The following is a 15,611-nucleotide window of genomic DNA, read 5'->3' on the forward strand; positions in this document are numbered from 1 at the left end:
GCAAGCTCGCTTCTACATGGCAGAGAAGAGCACCGCCGTAGGATGGGTTGAGCGAAGCGAAACCCATCCTACGAAAAGCCGAATCTACCCCCGCCGGTATCAATCTTTGCGCGGCCCAGGCACCAGCGGCTGGCGCAGTTCCAGGCCATGCCGGAGGAAGAACCCTTCCACCCCATCGGTAGCGTCGGTGTACAGGCGCGCGCCGGGATGGTCGGCGATGAAGCGTTGCATCAGCGAAGTGCCGATGCCACGGCCCTGGTGAGCGGGCAGCACCGCCAGCTCGGCCAGCCAGGTGGTCTGGGCGTTCTCCGGCTCGGCGCGGAGCAGGCCGACCACCTGCTCGCCCTCGCTGGCCAGCAGCACGTAGCCGGAAGATTCGCAGAGATCGCGCAATTCGTCCGCGTCGTTCGGGTGGCCCCAGCCGACGGTGCGGTAGAGCGCCGCTATGCCAACGCACTGGGCGTCGTCCAGTGAAGTGACGCGGTGAATCCGGATGGTCGCTTCGCTCATGGCTTCCCCTCCTTGCCCTTTGGCGCCTCCAGCCTGGACCATCGCTGGCCGGCCGATGCTGATCCCGGTCAAGCCCGCGTCAGCCGGCGCTGCCGTGCAGGGCCAGCAGCCAGTCGGGGATGCGCCTTTCCAGATAGTAGTCCGGTCGTCCCGGCGTGCCGCCGATGAAGCCCACATGGCCGCCGTGCTCGTGCAGCTCCAGCTCGGTGCTGGCCGAGAGTTCGTCCGCCGGCGGGATGCTGCCGGCGTCGATGAAGGGGTCGTCGCTGGAGTGGATGACCAGCGTCGGGGTATGGATGCCGCCCAGGTAGAAGCGGCTGGAGGCGCGCTTGTAGTAGTCGTGGGCGTCGGCGAAGCCGTGCAGCGGCGCGGTGACGCGGCCGTCGAAGTCCCAGAAGGTGCGCATGCCGTCCAGCGGGCCCAGGCGCTCCAGGGCCGCCAGGTGCTCCTGGGCGCCGCGCTCGGCGAAGCTCTGCTGCTTGTTGCGCACGTAGGCCACCAGTTCGCGCATGAAGTGCGCCTGGTAGATGCGCGAGAAACCGATACCGATGCGGTCGGCGCAGCGGTCCAGGCGGAACGGCACCGACACCGCCACGGCGCCGCGCAGCGGGCTGTCGCCACCGCGCTCGCCAAGGTACTTGAGCAGCACGTTGCCGCCCAGCGAATAGCCCACCGCGTACAGTGGCGCCAGCGGGCGCATGCGCCGCAGGTGCTCGATGACCGCCGCCAGGTCCTCGCTGATGCCCGAGTGGTAGCCGCGCGGCAGCAGGTTGGGCTCGCCCGAGCAACCGCGCCAGTTCAGCGCCACGCTGGCCCAGCCGCGGGCCTGCAGGGCGAACTGCAGGCCGCGGATGTAGTGCGAGTCGGAAGAACCGGTCAGCCCGTGGACGGCCAGCACCAGCGGCGTGCGGGCGTTGTGCGGGCCATGCCAGTCGAGGTCGAGGAAGTCGCCATCCTCCAGCCACAGCCGCTCGCGCTCGCGCTGCAGCACCGGCGCCTTGCGCAGCAGCGAGCCGTAGAGCGTCTGCAGGTGCGGGCCGGGGAGCCACCAGGCGGGTTGGAAGGGCGGTGTCATGCGGGCATGGCTCAGTTGCGGATGAGGTTCATGATCAGGTGGATCATCAGTTCTTTCTGTCGTGGATCGCTTTGCGCCACCAGCAGGGCGATGGCGGCCAGGGCGTTGTCGTTGATCTTCAGTTCGCCGTCGTGCTTGAGGTGATGCTGGTTGCGCTGCAGGAACCAGATGAACAGGAAGGCGCCAATACGCTTGTTGCCGTCGGTGAACGGATGGTTCTTGATGATGAAGTAAAGCAGGTGCGCAGCCTGCTCCTCGATGCTGGGGTAGAGGAACTGGCCGGCGAAGGACTGCGTGACGTTGCCGAGAATGCCGAGGAAGCTGTCGTCCTTGGGGCGTCCGAACAACTCGCTTGCCTCGCCCTTGGCCAGCAGGTCGGTCTTCAGGGCCGTGATCGCGGCGTGGGCATCGGTGGGTTCGATGGCGTAGCGGATGCTTTCATCGAAACCTTCCGCGGGCAGGCGCTCGCTGTCGAACTGGTTGAGCAGCACGAAGGTGCGCGCATAGCCGGCGATGACACTCACCAGGCCCCGCGCCTCGGGCAGGTTGGCCTGGTCGATGAGGTTCTGCTGGAACAGCGTCAGCGTTTGCTCCAGTTCGCGAATGCGGGCTTGCTGGGTTTGAAGGCGGCGTTCGTTGAGTGCGTAACCCTGAACCAGATAGTCCTTGAGCACCTGGTTGGCCCAGATGCGGAAGCGTGTGCCTTGCCGGGAGTTGACGCGGTAGCCGACGGAGATGATGGCGTCGAGGTGGTAATGCTTGAGCCGGCGCTGCACCTTTCGCCGGCCTTCCTCGCGAACTACTAAGAAATCCTTAGTAGTTGTCTCTTCCTGCAACTCGCCTTCCCGGTAGATGTTCCTCAGGTGCATCAGCACGTTTTCCGGCGTCGTGGCGAACAGCTCTGCCATCTGCCTCTGAGTCAGCCAGGCGCTTTCGCCTTCCAGACGAACTTCGGTGGTCTGGCCGCCGTCATCCGCCTGATAAATGGCGATGGGGCTCTGCGTCGGTTCGTCCATTGGCTGCTCCTTGCGCCAGGTGGTTTGGCTTATTGGCTGCTGCGCCGCCACAGCGCGTAATGCACATTCCCCGCCTGCTTCTCCCTATGCAGCCGCCAGTTGGCCGGCAGGCCGAGGCTGGAGGGGACGCTTTCGCTCTCGGTGTAGACCCAGGCGTCGGGGGCCAGCCAGCCGCTTTCCTCCAGCAGGCGGCAGGCGTTCTGCAGCAGGTCCTGGTGGAAGGGCGGGTCGAGGAATACCAGGTCCACCGGCTCGGGGGCCGGCTTGGCCAGGTAGGCGAGGGCGTCCTGCAGCTGCACTTCGCCGTTCTCGCACTTCAGCGTGGCCAGGTGGCCGCGCAGGGCGGCCACGGCTTCGCGGTTCAGGTCCAGGGCGGTGCCGCGGCTGGCGCCGCGGGACAGCGCTTCGAGGAAGAGCGCGCCGCTGCCGGCGAAGGGGTCGAGCACGCGGGCGCCGGGCACGTAGGCGGCCAGCCAGTTGAACAGGGTTTCGCGCACCCGGTCGGGGGTCGGGCGCAGGCCCGGGCCCTCGGGGAAGGCGAAGCGGCGGCTGCGCCATTCCCCGCCGATGATGCGCAGCTGGCCCTGCCCGCCGTGCTGGCGGGCGGCCTGGGCGGGGGCCTTGGGTCGTCTGTTCATCAATGCTCCGGAACGCCGAGGGGCTGTTCGGCCGGTTTGTCGGTGGGCGGCGGCAGCGGTTTCTGCGGCACGGTCGGGCCGGCGGTGACGACGACGAAGGCGTCCGGGTCGACGTGGCGCTGCATGGCCGCCTTGACCTTGTCCACGTCCAGCGCCTGGACCTGGGCCAGGAAGGTCTCCAGGTAGTCCGAGGGCAGGCCGTAGAAGCCGATGGCGCCGAGCTGGCCGACGATGTCGGCGTTGCTCGCGGTGGACAGCGGGAAGCTGCCGGCCAGCTCGCGCTTGGCGTCGTCCAGTTCCTTCTGCGTCGGGCCGTTCTTCACGTAGTCGCGGACTATGTCCTGGACCAGCCTGAGGGTGCCCTCGCTCAGCTCGGCGCGGGTCTGCAGGCCGATGGTGAAGGGGCCGCGCGCCTGCATGCCGGTGAAGCCGGAGGACACGCCGTAGGTCAGCCCGCGCTTCTCGCGCACCTGGTCCATCAGGCGGGTGCCGAAGCCGCCGCCGCCGAGGATCTGGTTGCCCAGGTAGAGCGCCGGGTAGTCCGGGTCGTTGCGGGTGATGCCGAGCTGGGCCAGCAGCAGGTGGGTCTGCTTGGAGGGGAACTCGATGTGGCTGGGGCCCGGCTTGGGCACGGCCGGCCGGGCCACCGGCGGCAGCGCCGGGCCCTTGGGCAGCGAGGCGGAGACCTTGGCGGCGATGGCCTCGGCCTCGGCGCGGCTGAGGTCGCCGACCAGCGCGATCACCGTGTTGCCGGCGGCGTAGCCCTTCTGGTGGAAGGCGCGCAGCTGGGCGACGCCGATCTTCGGCACCGACTGCTCGTTGCCGTCGCTGGAGTGGGCGTAGGGGTGGTCGCCGTAGAGGCGCTTGAACAGTTCCAGGCCGGCCAGCTTGCCGGGGTTCTGCTTCTGGTACTCGAAGCCGGCCAGCACCTGGTTCTTGATGCGCGCCAGGGCTTCCTCGGGGAAGGTCGGCTGGCCCACCACCTGGTCGAACAGGGCGACGGCGGCTTCGCGCTTGTCCTTCTCGCTCAGGCTGCGCAGGCCGGCCACCGCCATGTCGCGGTAGGAGCCGTTCATGAAGTCGGCGCCCAGGTCCTCGAAGCCGGCGGCGATGGCGCTGGTGTCCTTGCCCGGCACGCCTTCGTTGAGCATGGCGTTGGTGAGCATGGCCAGGCCGGGGGCGTCGCCGTCCTGGCTGCTGCCGGCGGCGAAGGTCAGGCGCAGGTCGAACATCGGCAGCTCGTGGGCCTCGACGAAGAGCACGCGGGCGCCTTCGGCGGTGGTCCAGCGCTGGATGTCCAACTGGCGGTGGCCGGGTTTCTTGCCGGCGGCCTCGGCCAGCGACTGCAGGCCGCTGGGCGTTGCGGCGGCCGGCGCCTGCGGGGTTGGGTTGCTACCGCCGGCGGGGCGGCTGACGCAGAACGCCAGGCCGGCGACCAGCAGCAGGACGACCAGGCCGAGCAGGCCGTAGCGCAGGCCGTTTCGTTCACTCATGGCTCGGCTCCTTGTCGGTATCGGCTTGCGGCAGCACCTGGGCGAGGGTCAGGCGCGAACGGACGAAATAGGTGCGGGCGGCCTTCCGGATGTCTTCGGCGGTGACCTGGCGGATGGCCTCCAGGTCCTGGTCGGCGAGGCGCCAGGACAGGCCGACGCTCTCCAGCTGGCCGATGCCGCTGGCCTGGGCGGCGATGGAGTCGCGCTCGAAGACCAGCCCGGCGATCAGCTGGGCGCGCACGCGCTCCAGTTCTTCCTGGCTGGGCGGGGTGGTCTTGAGCTCGTCGAGCTGTTGCCAGAGGGCCTTCTCCACCTGCTCCAGGGTCTTGCCCTTCTGCACGTTGGGGGTGGCGCTCAGGGTGAACAGGGTGTCGCCGCGGGCGAAGGCGTCGTAGGAGGCGGAGGCGCCGGCCACTAGTTCCTGGCCGCGCTCCAGGCGCGAGGACAGGCGGGCGCTGTAGCCGCCGTCGAGCAGCGCGGAGATCAGCCGCAGGGCGTGCACCTCGCGCGGGTTCTCGCTGCTGCCCAGGCTGGGCACGTTGAAGCCCATGATCAGGCTGGGCAGCTGGGTGCGCACCTGGAGGGTCAGCCGGCGCTCGCCCGGGTCGGGCACTTCCAGCGGCTTGCGCGCCGGCGGCAGTTCGCGCCGCGGGATGTCGCCGAACCAGCGCTGGGCCAGGGCCCTGACCTCCTCGGGCTGGACGTCGCCGACCACCACCAGGGTGGCGTTGTTCGGCGCGTACCAGGCCTTGTACCAGGCGCGCAGGTCGTCGATGGTCATGCGCTGCAGGTCGGCCATCCAGCCGATGGTCGGCGAGTGGTAGCCGCTGGACAGGTAGGCCGCCGCCTTGAAGCGCTCGTAGGCCAGGGCGTAGGGCTTGTCCTCGGTGCGCAGGCGGCGTTCTTCCTTGATCACCTCGATCTCGCTCTTGAACTGGTCGGCCGGCAGCGTCAGGTGCGCCATGCGGTCGGCCTCCAGCTCGAAGGCCACCGGCAGGCGGTCCTTGGCCAGCACCTGGTAGTAGGCGGTGTAGTCGTCGGTGGTGAAGGCGTTCTCCTCGGCGCCGAGGTCGCGCAGGATGCGCGAGGCCTCGCCCGGGCCCATCTTGCTGCTGCCCTTGAACATCATGTGCTCCAGGGCGTGGGACAGGCCGGTGAGGCCGGGCGTCTCGTAGCTGGAGCCGATCCTGTACCAGAGCTGGGAGACCACCACGGGGGCGCGGTGGTCTTCGCGAACTACCAGCTTGAGCCCGTTGTCCAGTACGTATTCGTGGGTCGGCTGGGGTTCGGCGGCGAGGGCGAACAGCGGCAGGCAGAGCACGCCCCAGAGCAGGCCGAGCGTGCGGCGTGGAGGGTTTTTCATGGTCGAACGGATCCTTGCTGATGGCCCGTTGGGTGGCGGGATGACTGTCGGGCAGCCGCCTAACCCCGGCAGGCGAGGAGATGCTAGGATACCCATCCGTTTTCCGGGCGGCCACGTCCCGTGCCGCTCCCTTGAGATGCAAGCCATTCATGTTTGGTTCCAACGACGACAAGAAGGCCCCGCAGGGCGGGGACAAGAAAGGCCTGTTCAGCTGGTTCCGCAAGAAACCCCAGGCCGAAGAGACCGTAGCGCCAGCCTCCGAAGCCGAGGCGGCCCCCGCGCAGCCGGCGGAAAGCCCGGCGGCGCAGCCTGAGCAGGCCGCACCGGCCCCGGCAGCCGAAGCGCCCCGGCCGGCGCCCGTCGACGAGCTGCGCACGCCGCTGCCCGTTGCCCCCGCCGAACCGCTGGCGCCAGCCCCGCCGGCCGAAAGCCTGCCCGCCGAGCCGCTGGAGCCGGTCCGCCCGGCCGAGCCTCAGGTCGCCAGCGAACCGCAGCCCCCGGTCGAGGCGGTAGCGCCCGTTGCCCCCGCCGCGCCCGTGGTCGAGCCTGTCCCGGCTCCGGCTCCGGCTCCGGCTCCGGCTCCGGCCGCGGAACAACCGCCGGTCGCAGCGCCCGCGCCCGCCGCCGTCGAGAAGCCCGCCGCCGTCGAACCGGCCAAGCCCGGCTTCTTCGCCCGCCTCAAGCAGGGCCTGTCGAAGACCAGCGCCAGCCTCGGCGAGGGCATGGCCAGCCTGTTCCTCGGCAAGAAGGCCATCGACGACGACCTGCTCGACGAGATAGAGACGCGCCTGCTGACCGCCGACGTCGGCGTCGAGGCCACCACCGCCATCGTGCAGAACCTGACCAAGCGCGTGGCGCGCAAGGAGCTGGCCGACAGCGAGGCGCTGTACAAGGCCCTGCAGGAAGAGCTGGCAGGGCTGCTGCGCCCGGTCGAGCAGCCGCTGGCCATCACCGCTGAAAAACAGCCCTACGTGATCCTCGTGGTCGGGGTGAACGGCGTGGGCAAGACCACCACCATCGGCAAGCTGGCGAAGAAGCTGCAGATGGACGGCAAGAAGGTCATGCTGGCCGCCGGCGACACCTTCCGCGCCGCCGCCGTGGAGCAGTTGCAGGTGTGGGGCGAGCGCAACAACATCGCGGTGATCGCCCAGCACACCGGCGCCGACTCGGCCTCGGTGATCTTCGACGCCGTGCAGGCCGCCAAGGCCCGTGGCGTCGACGTGCTGATCGCCGACACCGCCGGGCGCCTGCACACCAAGGACAACCTGATGGAAGAGCTGAAGAAGGTGCGCCGGGTCATCGGCAAGCTGGACGACACGGCTCCCCACGAGGTGCTGCTGGTGCTCGACGCCGGCACCGGGCAGAACGCCATCAACCAGGCCAAGCAGTTCAACAACGCCGTGGAACTCACCGGCCTGGCCCTGACCAAACTGGACGGCACCGCCAAGGGCGGGGTGATCTTCGCCCTGGCCAAGCAGTTCGGCCTGCCGATCCGCTACATCGGCGTCGGCGAAGGGATCGACGATCTGCGCACCTTCGAGGCCGACGCTTTCGTCCGTGCATTGTTCGAGACCCGGGAGACCGCATGATCCGCTTCGAGCAGGTCGGCAAACGCTATCCCAACGGCCACGTCGGCCTGCATGACGCCTCGTTCCGCATCCACCGCGGCGAGATCCTCTTCGTCACCGGCCACTCCGGCGCCGGCAAGAGCACCCTGCTGCGGCTGATCCTGGCGATGGAGCGGCCGACTTCCGGCAAGCTGCTGCTCGGCGGCCAGGACCTGGCGCGCATCACCACCGCGCAGATTCCCTTCCTGCGCCGGCAGATCGGCGTGGTGTTCCAGAACCACCAGTTGCTCAACGACCGCACGGTGTTCGACAACGTCGCCCTGCCGCTGCAGATCCTCGGTCTGCCCAAGGCGGAGATCGCCCAGCGGGTGGAGGCGGCGCTCGACCGCGTGAGCCTCAAGGAGAAGGCCGAGGACCTGCCGTCCGACCTCTCCACCGGCCAGCAGCAGCGCGTCGGCATCGCCCGCGCGGTGGTGCACCGCCCGGCGCTGCTGCTCGCCGACGAACCCACCGGCAACCTCGACCCGCGCCTGGCCTCGGAGATCATGGGCGTGTTCGAGGACATCAACCGCCTCGGCACCACCGTGCTGATCGCCAGCCACGACCTGGCGCTGATCGCGCGCATGCGCCATCGCATGATCACCCTGCAGCGCGGGCGGATCATCGCGGACCGCGAGGAGGAGGCCTGATGAACGACCAGCAACTGCCGCACGCCCCGGAAGAGGGCACGCAGCCGAAGAAGAGCCGCGAGCGCGTGGAGAAGGAATCCACCGACTGGGGCCAACTGTTCAGCGCCTACGGCGAAAGCCACCGCGCCAGCCTGGTGGACAGCCTCAAGCGGATGTTCGGCCACCCCTTCGGCAGCTTCTTCACCTGCCTGGTGATGGGCATCACCCTGAGCCTGCCCATGGGCCTGTCGCTGCTGCTGGGCAACGTCGAGCGCCTGGGCGGCTCCTGGCAGCGCGCGGCGCAGATTTCCCTGTACCTGGACCTGAAGACCAGCGAAAGCCAGGGCCAGGACCTGCGCGAGCAGATCGAGCGCATGCCCGACGTGATCGAGGCGCAGCTGATCAGCCGCGAGGACGCGCTGAAAGAGCTGCAGGAACAGTCCGGCCTGGGCGAGGCGCTCAAGGAGCTGCCGGAGAACCCGCTGCCGGCGGTGATCTCGGTGACGCCCAAGCAGGTCGATCGCAACCAGCTCGATGCCCTGCGTCAACGCCTGGCCGAGCTGCCCGGGGTACAACAGGCCCAACTGGACCTGGTGTGGGTCGAGCGGCTGTCGGCCATCCTCAAGCTGGGCGACCGTTTCGTCTTCGGCCTGACCGTGGTGCTGGTGCTGACCCTGCTGCTGGTGATCGGCAATACCATTCGTCTGCACATCGAAAACCGTCGTAACGAAATCGAAGTGATCAAGCTGGTCGGCGGGACCGACGGCTACGTTCGCCGGCCCTTCCTTTATATGGGGGCGCTCTACGGCCTGGGCGCCGGCATCCTGTCCTGGGCCCTGCTGGAGTTCGGCCTGAACTGGCTGAACGCCTCGGTGGTCAACCTCGCCGGCCTCTACGGCAGCGATTTCGCCCTGGCCGGCGTGCCCTTGAACGACGGCCTGTCGCTGACCATAGGCGCGGTGCTGCTGGGCTGGATCGGCGCCTGGCTGGCCGTGGCGCGGCACCTGCGGGAGCTGGCGCCGCGCTGACAACTGACTGATTTCCCCTGTTTTCTTTTTGGCTGTAAAGGAACTTTTACACCCGCTTGCAGTCAGATCGCCCAGTGCTACACTGCGCGAGTTTCGTGAATCGGAGGATTCGCATGACCACTTCCCTGCAACCTGTCTATGCCCTGGTTCCCGGTGCAAACCTGGAAGCCTACGTGCACTCGGTGAACAGCATCCCGCTGTTGACGCCGGAGCAGGAGCGCGAGCTGGCCGAACGCCTCTTCTATGAGCAAGATCTGGAAGCGGCACGGCAAATGGTGCTGGCGCACCTGCGCTTCGTCGTGCACATCGCCCGGAGTTATTCCGGGTACGGCCTGGCCCAGGCCGATCTGATCCAGGAGGGTAACGTCGGCCTGATGAAGGCCGTGAAGCGCTTCAACCCGGAAATGGGTGTGCGTCTGGTGTCCTTCGCCGTGCATTGGATCAAGGCGGAAATCCACGAGTTCATCCTGCGCAACTGGCGGATCGTCAAGGTCGCCACCACCAAGGCGCAGCGCAAGCTGTTCTTCAACCTGCGCAGCCAGAAGAAGCGTCTGGCCTGGCTGAGCAACGACGAAGTCGAGCGCGTGGCCGAGAGCCTGGGCGTGGAAGCCCGGGAAGTGCGCGAGATGGAAAGCCGCCTGAGCGGCCAGGACATGGCCTTCGACCCGGCGGCCGACGCCGACGACGAAAGCGCCTACCAGTCCCCGGCGCACTACCTGGAAGACCATCGCTACGACCCGGCGCGCCAGCTGGAGGAAGCGGACTGGAGCGACAGCTCCACCGCCAGCCTGCACGAGGCGCTGGAAGGCCTGGACGAGCGCAGCCGCGACATCCTCCACCAGCGCTGGCTGGCCGAGGAGAAGGCGACGCTGCACGACCTGGCGGCCAAGTACAACGTGTCCGCCGAGCGCATCCGTCAGCTGGAAAAGAACGCGATGAACAAGCTCAAGGGGCGCATCGAGGCATAAGCGCCCGCTGCACCGCTAGACTGAAGACCGCACCCCTCGGGGTGCGGTTTTTTTCTGCCCGCGCATGCCCGGAGACCCGATGCCCCGACTACGCCCGGCCCATGGCCTGCTGATCCTCGCCTTTGCCTTGCTGGCCTTCGCCGCCGGGCTCTGGGTGGCGCGCTCCACGACGCCGCTGCCGCCGCCGGCCTGGCTGGAGGACTGGCAGCGCGAGGTGTTCGGGCCCCTGGCCGACGGCACCCTCGACCTCGGCCAGTTGCACAGTTGGCAGGACGGCGCGCTGTGGCTGACCCGTGACGGGCAGGGCGCCCAGCTGAGCTACCGCGGCACCCTGGGTACGCCCGACGGTCCCTGGCGGGTGGAGGCCGAGCTGGTGCTGAGCGACGAGGAACGCGGCAGCCTGCAGAAGGCTACCGGCATAGCGCCGGGGGCGCCCGACCAGCCGCTCAGCGACGGCATGCTGGAGCAACTGCGCCGGCAGGCGGTGGCCTCGGTGCTGCTGGCGCCCAGCCAGGCGCTGAGCGTCGGCCGCCTGGTGGCCAGCTTCGGCCCGCCGCGCCTGCGCCTGCAGACCGACCGCGGCGAGGCCTGGATCTACCCCGAGCGCGGCCTGACGCTGCTGCACCGCAATGGCGAGCTGGTCTGGCTGCAGGTGGTACCACGGGAGAGCCTGGCGCACTGAGCGCGGCTCAGCGCAGGCGCTCCAGGTAATCGGGGCCGCCGAGCTGCCACATCTGCTGGCGGATCCAGGCGGCGCGCTGGCGGACGTAGCCGCTGGGGCGCGCGGCGCTCCACTGGCGCGGGTTGGGCAGCACTGCGGCGAGCTGCGCGGCCTGCTGCGCCGACAGGCGGCTGGCGTCGACGCCGAAGTGATGGCGCGCGGCGGCCTGGGCGCCGAACACGCCGTCGTCCCACTCGGCGCTGTTCAGGTAGACCTCGAGGATGCGCTGCTTCGGCCAGAAGGTCTCCAGCAGCAGCGTGAACCAGGCTTCCAGGCCCTTGCGCAGCCAGCTGCGGCCGGGCCAGAGGAACAGGTTCTTGGCGGTCTGCTGGCTGATGGTGCTGGCCCCGCGAATGCTCTTGCCGCGGCCGTTGTGGGCCAGGGCCTGCTCGATGGCCGGCAGGTCGAAGCCGTGGTGCTCGGCGAACTTCTGGTCCTCGCCGGCGATGACCGCCACCTTGAGGTTGCCGGAAATCTCGTCCCAGCTGCGCCAGTCGCGCTGCAGGTCGATGGGCTGGCCATTGAACCAGGACTGTACCTTGCGCTCGACCATCAGCATGCTGCCCGGCGGCGGCACCCAGCGCAGGACGACGACCACGGCCACGCTGCCCAGGGCGAAGTAGAGAAGAAACTTGATCAGGCGGCGGAACAGAGTGCGCATGGGTTTTCCCGGGCGATAGTGCGCGTCATTATAACGGGCTTGACCTTCCAGGGAGTTTTCCCATGTTGCGTACCTTCCTGCTGTTCGCCGCCTTCTTCGGCTTCACCGGCGTGGCCCTCGGCGCCTTCGCCGCCCATGGCCTGAAGAGCCGGCTGAGCGCCGACTACCTGGCGATCTTCCAGACCGGCGTGCACTACCAGATGCTCCACGCCCTGGCCCTGTTCGGCGTGGCGCTGCTCTCGGCGCACCTGGGCGGGCGCCTGGTGGGCTTCGCCGGCGGGTTCTTCGTCGCCGGCATCCTGATCTTCTCCGGCAGCCTCTACCTGCTGACCCTGACCGCCACCCCGGTGCTCGGCGCCATCACCCCCATCGGCGGCGTCTGCTTCCTCGCCGGCTGGCTGTGCCTGGGCCTGGCGGCCTGGAGGCTGACGGGCTGACCCGGACGTCAGAATCGCCGGCCGATGGCCCGCTTGCGCCTTGGTCATCGCCGGCTCTCGGGCTAGAATGCCCACCCCTCCAATCGCGACGGTGCTGCCCATGCATATCCAGTTGAACGGCGAACCCTACGAGCTGCCCGACGGCCAGAGCGTGGCCCACCTGCTCGAGCGCCTGGAACTGGGAGGGCGCCGCGTCGCGGTCGAACTGAACCTGGACATAGTGCCGCGCAGCCAGCACGCCGCCACCGCCCTCCGCGAGGGTGACCAGGTGGAAGTGGTGCAGGCCATCGGCGGCGGCTAGGCCGCCGTCCACCGAATTCAGGCCCCGCCCCACCCGCTTTTGCTGAGGAAAGATCCGATGAGCCAAGCCTCTTCCACCCTGCCGGTCGACAAGCCTTTCACCCTCGCCGGGCGTACCTATGAGTCGCGCCTGCTGGTGGGCACCGGCAAGTACAAGGATCTCGACGAGACGCGCCGCGCCATCGAGGCCTCCGGCGCGCAGATCGTCACCGTGGCGGTGCGCCGCACCAACATCGGCCAGAACCCCGGCGAGCCGAACCTGCTCGACGTGATCCCGCCGGACCGCTACACCATCCTGCCGAACACCGCCGGCTGCTACGACGCCGTGGAAGCGGTGCGCACCTGCCGCCTGGCCCGCGAGCTGCTGGACGGCCACAACCTGGTGAAGCTGGAAGTGCTGGCCGACCAGAAGACCCTGTTCCCCAACGTCGTGGAAACCCTCAAGGCCGCCGAAGTGCTGGTCAAGGACGGCTTCGACGTGATGGTGTACACCAGCGACGACCCCATCATCGCCCGCCAGCTGGCCGAGATCGGCTGCATCGCGGTGATGCCGCTGGCCGGCCTGATCGGCTCCGGCCTGGGCATCTGCAACCCCTACAACCTGCGCATCATCCTCGAGGAAGCCAGCGTTCCCGTGCTGGTGGACGCCGGCGTGGGCACCGCCTCCGACGCCACCATCGCCATGGAACTGGGCTGCGAGGCGGTGCTGATGAACACCGCCATCGCCCACGCGCAGCAGCCGGTGATGATGGCCGAAGCCATGAAGCACGCCATCGTCGCCGGTCGCCTGGCCTACCTGGCCGGGCGCATGCCGCGCAAACTGTACGCCAGCGCCTCCTCGCCGATGAGCGGCCTGATCGGCTGATCCCGGCGCGGCGCCCCGAGCGGGCCGGCTCGCCAGGCGCGGGCCGGCCCGTCGTCACTTTCACTGCCCCGTTTTTTCCAAGGTCCGAACATGAGCGATACCCAGCAGCCCCAGGCCGAGCAGGCCACCGACCGGCCGATGCGCACCATCAAGAGCTTCGTGATGCGCGCCGGGCGCATGACCGAAGGCCAGCAGCGCGGCCTCGACCAGGGCTGGCCGCGCTTCGGCCTGGAGCTGACCGACGGCCTGCGCGACTTCGACCAGGTGTTCGGGCGCAAGGCCCCGCGCACCTTCGAGATCGGCTTCGGCATGGGCCACGCCACCCTGGAGATGGCCGCCGCGGCGCCGGACCAGGACTTCATCGGCGTCGAAGTGCACCGCCCGGGTGTGGGCGCGCTGCTCAACGGCATGCTGACGCAGGACCTGAGCAATATCCGCGTCTACAGCTGCGACGCCCTGGAAGTGCTGCGCGACTGCGTGGCCGACGCCAGCCTCGACCGCGTGCTGCTGTTCTTCCCCGACCCCTGGCACAAGGCGCGCCACCACAAGCGCCGCATCGTCCAGCCGGCCTGGGCGGAACTGGTGCGCAGCAAGCTGAAGGTCGGCGGCATCCTGCACATGGCCACCGACTGGGAACAGTACGCCGAGCACATGCTGGAAGTGATGAACGCTGCGCCCGGCTACCGCAACCTGTCCCCGGACAACACCTACGTGCCGCGCCCGGAAGAGCGCCCGGTGACCAAGTTCGAGCGCCGCGGCGAACGCCTCGGCCACGGCGTCTGGGACCTGAAGTTCCAGCGCGTCGACTGAGCCGCCGAAACGTCCTGCACGCTGTGGGAGCGGGCCCTGCCCGCGATCGCGCGCAGGGCGCGCTCCTACAGGGGAATGGCGTAGGTGGCGCGGTGTAGGAGCGGATCTTATCCGCGAACCGCGCCGGAACCTCCGGCCATCGCGGACAAGGTCCGCTCCTACGGGCGGGAGGTGTGCGTAGGGCGCATAGCCGTTCGCGGTTATCCGCCGTTGGCCCTGGCGTGAAGGTCTGAAGTTCCAGCGCGTCGACTGAGCCGCCGAAACGTCCTGCACGCTGTAGGAGCGGGCCCTGCCCGCGATCGCGCGCAGGGCGCGCTCCTACAGGGGAATGGCGTAGGTGGCGCGGTGTAGGAGCGGATCTCATCCGCGAACCGCGCCGGAATCTCCGGCCATCGCGGACAAGGTCCGCTCCTACGGGCGGGAGGTGTGCGTAGGGCGCATAACCGTTCGCGGTTATCCGCCGCTGGCCCTGGCGTGAAGGTCTGAAGTTCCAGCGCGTCGACTGAGCCGCCGAAACGTCCTGCACGCTGTAGGAGCGGGCCCTGCCCGCGATCGTGCGCAGGGCGCGCTCCTACATGGGAATGGCGTGCGTGGCGCGGTGTAGGAGCGGATCTCATCCGCGAACCGCGCCGGAACCTCCGGCCATCGCGGACAAGGTCCTACGGGCGGGAGGTGTGCGTAGGGCGTATAACCGTTCGCGGTTATCCGCCGCTAGCCCTGGCGCGAAGGTCGACGGCGGATAACGCCTGGGGCGTTATGCGCCCTACGGCTTGCCGCTCGCGCTCAGTCGATCAACTCGGCGCCGACCACGGTGATGTCCGGCAGGCTCAGCGGCGCCGGGGTGATCTGCAGGTACTTGATGCTGCTGCGCGGGATCAGCAGCAGGTCGCCATCCACCTCGATGCTCAGGCAGGGCGACTCCAACTGCTTGCGGATGCCCTGCGCCACCTCCACCGGGTCCTCGCTCTGTTGCGGGAAGCGCAGCGCCAGGCGCTGGCCGTCGACGAAGTGCAGGTACAGGTGCTTGATCGGTTTCATGGCGTTTCCCCAGTTGCGCGTTGGCTACTGGGGAAACACTAGCAGGCCCGTCAGCTGCGGTCGGCGATCATGCCGATGATGAAGAACAGCAACAGCAGCACCGGCGCCAGGGTGTAGTTGTTGAAGTAGTTCAGGCCGTGGGCCACCCAGGGGGTGACGAAGACCATGGCCAGGCCGTAGCCCACGGCGCAGATGAGCACGAACAGCAGGGTGCGGAAGACGAAGTTCAGGCTGCCGATGCGCTGCTGCACCCAGGCGTTGATCGCCGGGCCGAACAGCACCAGCAGGGTGGCCATGATCGCCAGGGCGATATCGGACAGATGGCTGCGGCTCCAGCGGGAGGCGCTGGCGATCAGGTCGAGGGCGAAGTCCATGCAGGCTCCTTGGTCGGGGGCGGTCGACGGGGGAGTTTACCCGAGCGACGGGTGGGTGGTTCAGCCGCCAGGCGTTTT

General features: G+C 68.7%; 18 protein-coding genes. 9 read left to right on the forward strand and 9 right to left on the reverse strand.

The window, feature by feature from the left end; genetic code table 11:
- Nucleotides 1-99 precede the first annotated feature (99 nt).
- From DK254_RS12880 to DK254_RS12905, 6 genes are all read right to left on the reverse strand, one after another.
- Nucleotides 100-510, reverse strand: a complete 411-nt coding sequence (locus DK254_RS12880) for a GNAT family N-acetyltransferase (protein WP_109934078.1) — start codon at nucleotides 508-510, stop codon at nucleotides 100-102.
- 79 nt (nucleotides 511-589) lie between these two features.
- Nucleotides 590-1,585: a hydrolase gene (locus DK254_RS12885; protein WP_109934079.1), complete on the reverse strand. Its 996-nt coding sequence runs from the start codon at nucleotides 1,583-1,585 to the stop codon at nucleotides 590-592.
- Nucleotides 1,586-1,596: 11 nt separating this feature from the next.
- On the reverse strand, nucleotides 1,597-2,601 hold the full coding sequence (rhuM, locus tag DK254_RS12890; protein WP_109934080.1) for a virulence protein RhuM/Fic/DOC family protein: 1,005 nt from the start codon (nucleotides 2,599-2,601) through the stop codon (nucleotides 1,597-1,599).
- A 29-nt stretch (nucleotides 2,602-2,630) separates the two neighbouring features.
- The gene (gene rsmD / locus DK254_RS12895) at nucleotides 2,631-3,239 is read right to left on the reverse strand and encodes a 16S rRNA (guanine(966)-N(2))-methyltransferase RsmD (protein WP_109934081.1); all 609 of its coding nucleotides are present in this window, start codon (nucleotides 3,237-3,239) and stop codon (nucleotides 2,631-2,633) included.
- The gene (locus tag DK254_RS12900; RefSeq protein WP_109934082.1) at nucleotides 3,239-4,732 is read right to left on the reverse strand and encodes a pitrilysin family protein; all 1,494 of its coding nucleotides are present in this window, start codon (nucleotides 4,730-4,732) and stop codon (nucleotides 3,239-3,241) included. Before DK254_RS12900 ends, rsmD begins: the two co-directional genes overlap by 1 nt.
- A complete protein-coding gene (locus tag DK254_RS12905; protein ID WP_109934083.1) occupies nucleotides 4,725-6,095 on the reverse strand; it encodes a pitrilysin family protein in 1,371 nt (456 codons plus the stop codon). Before DK254_RS12905 ends, DK254_RS12900 begins: the two co-directional genes overlap by 8 nt.
- Nucleotides 6,096-6,244: 149 nt before the next feature.
- Here DK254_RS12905 and ftsY point away from each other — a divergent pair, with 149 nt between their 5' ends.
- From ftsY to DK254_RS12930, 5 genes are all read left to right on the forward strand, one after another.
- A complete protein-coding gene (gene ftsY, locus DK254_RS12910) occupies nucleotides 6,245-7,684 on the forward strand; it encodes a signal recognition particle-docking protein FtsY (RefSeq protein WP_109934084.1) in 1,440 nt (479 codons plus the stop codon).
- On the forward strand, nucleotides 7,681-8,352 hold the full coding sequence (gene ftsE, locus DK254_RS12915) for a cell division ATP-binding protein FtsE (protein ID WP_009615202.1): 672 nt from the start codon (nucleotides 7,681-7,683) through the stop codon (nucleotides 8,350-8,352). Before ftsY ends, ftsE begins: the two co-directional genes overlap by 4 nt.
- On the forward strand, nucleotides 8,352-9,359 hold the full coding sequence (gene ftsX, locus DK254_RS12920) for a permease-like cell division protein FtsX (protein ID WP_109934085.1): 1,008 nt from the start codon (nucleotides 8,352-8,354) through the stop codon (nucleotides 9,357-9,359). The genes ftsE and ftsX overlap by 1 nt, the downstream gene beginning before the upstream one ends.
- Before the next feature lie 113 nt (nucleotides 9,360-9,472).
- Nucleotides 9,473-10,327, forward strand: a complete 855-nt coding sequence (gene rpoH, locus DK254_RS12925; RefSeq protein ID WP_109934086.1) for an RNA polymerase sigma factor RpoH — start codon at nucleotides 9,473-9,475, stop codon at nucleotides 10,325-10,327.
- Nucleotides 10,328-10,406: 79 nt separating this feature from the next.
- The gene (locus DK254_RS12930) at nucleotides 10,407-11,009 is read left to right on the forward strand and encodes a hypothetical protein (RefSeq protein WP_109934087.1); all 603 of its coding nucleotides are present in this window, start codon (nucleotides 10,407-10,409) and stop codon (nucleotides 11,007-11,009) included.
- Nucleotides 11,010-11,016: 7 nt separating this feature from the next.
- Here DK254_RS12930 and mtgA read toward each other — a convergent pair whose 3' ends face one another.
- Entirely contained in the window at nucleotides 11,017-11,709 is a 693-nt protein-coding gene (gene mtgA, locus DK254_RS12935; RefSeq protein WP_109934088.1) for a monofunctional biosynthetic peptidoglycan transglycosylase, read from the reverse strand.
- A 62-nt stretch (nucleotides 11,710-11,771) separates the two neighbouring features.
- Between mtgA and DK254_RS12940 the strand changes: the two genes are divergently transcribed.
- The 4 genes from DK254_RS12940 to trmB all read left to right on the forward strand — a co-directional run bounded on the left by DK254_RS12940 (nucleotide 11,772) and on the right by trmB (nucleotide 14,121).
- Nucleotides 11,772-12,146 carry a DUF423 domain-containing protein gene (locus tag DK254_RS12940; protein ID WP_089390965.1) on the forward strand — a complete coding sequence of 125 codons (375 nt, stop codon included), beginning with the start codon at nucleotides 11,772-11,774 and terminating at the stop codon, nucleotides 12,144-12,146.
- A 100-nt stretch (nucleotides 12,147-12,246) separates the two neighbouring features.
- Nucleotides 12,247-12,447, forward strand: coding sequence for a sulfur carrier protein ThiS (gene thiS, locus DK254_RS12945; protein ID WP_089390964.1), 201 nt, complete (start codon nucleotides 12,247-12,249; stop codon nucleotides 12,445-12,447).
- A gap of 57 nt (nucleotides 12,448-12,504) precedes the next feature.
- Nucleotides 12,505-13,311, forward strand: a complete 807-nt coding sequence (locus DK254_RS12950) for a thiazole synthase (protein ID WP_109934089.1) — start codon at nucleotides 12,505-12,507, stop codon at nucleotides 13,309-13,311.
- A gap of 138 nt (nucleotides 13,312-13,449) precedes the next feature.
- Nucleotides 13,450-14,121, forward strand: coding sequence for a tRNA (guanosine(46)-N7)-methyltransferase TrmB (gene trmB / locus DK254_RS12955; protein ID WP_217900405.1), 672 nt, complete (start codon nucleotides 13,450-13,452; stop codon nucleotides 14,119-14,121).
- A gap of 783 nt (nucleotides 14,122-14,904) precedes the next feature.
- On the opposite strand, the gene DK254_RS12960 is transcribed toward trmB, so the two are convergent.
- Together DK254_RS12960 and DK254_RS12965 are read right to left on the reverse strand one after the other, a co-directional pair.
- The gene (locus tag DK254_RS12960) at nucleotides 14,905-15,159 is read right to left on the reverse strand and encodes a hypothetical protein (protein ID WP_009615219.1); all 255 of its coding nucleotides are present in this window, start codon (nucleotides 15,157-15,159) and stop codon (nucleotides 14,905-14,907) included.
- Nucleotides 15,160-15,209: 50 nt separating this feature from the next.
- A complete protein-coding gene (locus tag DK254_RS12965) occupies nucleotides 15,210-15,533 on the reverse strand; it encodes a DUF3392 domain-containing protein (RefSeq protein ID WP_009615221.1) in 324 nt (107 codons plus the stop codon).
- Between the last annotated feature and the right edge of the window lie 78 nt (nucleotides 15,534-15,611).

The sequence above is a fragment of the Pseudomonas sp. RW407 genome, assembly GCF_003176655.1.
Taxonomy (GTDB): domain Bacteria; phylum Pseudomonadota; class Gammaproteobacteria; order Pseudomonadales; family Pseudomonadaceae; genus Pseudomonas; species Pseudomonas delhiensis.

Bases quoted from the DNA above. Each gene is read 5' to 3' on its own strand.
- DK254_RS12880 (WP_109934078.1), bottom strand. From the start codon at position 510: ATGAGCGAAGCGACCATCCGGATTCACCGCGTCACTTCACTGGACGAC.
- DK254_RS12885 (WP_109934079.1), bottom strand. From the start codon at position 1,585: ATGACACCGCCCTTCCAACCCGCCTGGTGGCTCCCCGGCCCGCACCTG.
- rhuM (WP_109934080.1), bottom strand. From the start codon at position 2,601: ATGGACGAACCGACGCAGAGCCCCATCGCCATTTATCAGGCGGATGAC.
- rsmD (WP_109934081.1), bottom strand. From the start codon at position 3,239: ATGAACAGACGACCCAAGGCCCCCGCCCAGGCCGCCCGCCAGCACGGC.
- DK254_RS12900 (WP_109934082.1), bottom strand. From the start codon at position 4,732: ATGAGTGAACGAAACGGCCTGCGCTACGGCCTGCTCGGCCTGGTCGTC.
- DK254_RS12905 (WP_109934083.1), bottom strand. From the start codon at position 6,095: ATGAAAAACCCTCCACGCCGCACGCTCGGCCTGCTCTGGGGCGTGCTC.
- ftsY (WP_109934084.1), top strand. From the start codon at position 6,245: ATGTTTGGTTCCAACGACGACAAGAAGGCCCCGCAGGGCGGGGACAAG.
- ftsE (WP_009615202.1), top strand. From the start codon at position 7,681: ATGATCCGCTTCGAGCAGGTCGGCAAACGCTATCCCAACGGCCACGTC.
- ftsX (WP_109934085.1), top strand. From the start codon at position 8,352: ATGAACGACCAGCAACTGCCGCACGCCCCGGAAGAGGGCACGCAGCCG.
- rpoH (WP_109934086.1), top strand. From the start codon at position 9,473: ATGACCACTTCCCTGCAACCTGTCTATGCCCTGGTTCCCGGTGCAAAC.
- DK254_RS12930 (WP_109934087.1), top strand. From the start codon at position 10,407: ATGCCCCGACTACGCCCGGCCCATGGCCTGCTGATCCTCGCCTTTGCC.
- mtgA (WP_109934088.1), bottom strand. From the start codon at position 11,709: ATGCGCACTCTGTTCCGCCGCCTGATCAAGTTTCTTCTCTACTTCGCC.
- DK254_RS12940 (WP_089390965.1), top strand. From the start codon at position 11,772: ATGTTGCGTACCTTCCTGCTGTTCGCCGCCTTCTTCGGCTTCACCGGC.
- thiS (WP_089390964.1), top strand. From the start codon at position 12,247: ATGCATATCCAGTTGAACGGCGAACCCTACGAGCTGCCCGACGGCCAG.
- DK254_RS12950 (WP_109934089.1), top strand. From the start codon at position 12,505: ATGAGCCAAGCCTCTTCCACCCTGCCGGTCGACAAGCCTTTCACCCTC.
- trmB (WP_217900405.1), top strand. From the start codon at position 13,450: ATGCGCACCATCAAGAGCTTCGTGATGCGCGCCGGGCGCATGACCGAA.
- DK254_RS12960 (WP_009615219.1), bottom strand. From the start codon at position 15,159: ATGAAACCGATCAAGCACCTGTACCTGCACTTCGTCGACGGCCAGCGC.
- DK254_RS12965 (WP_009615221.1), bottom strand. From the start codon at position 15,533: ATGGACTTCGCCCTCGACCTGATCGCCAGCGCCTCCCGCTGGAGCCGC.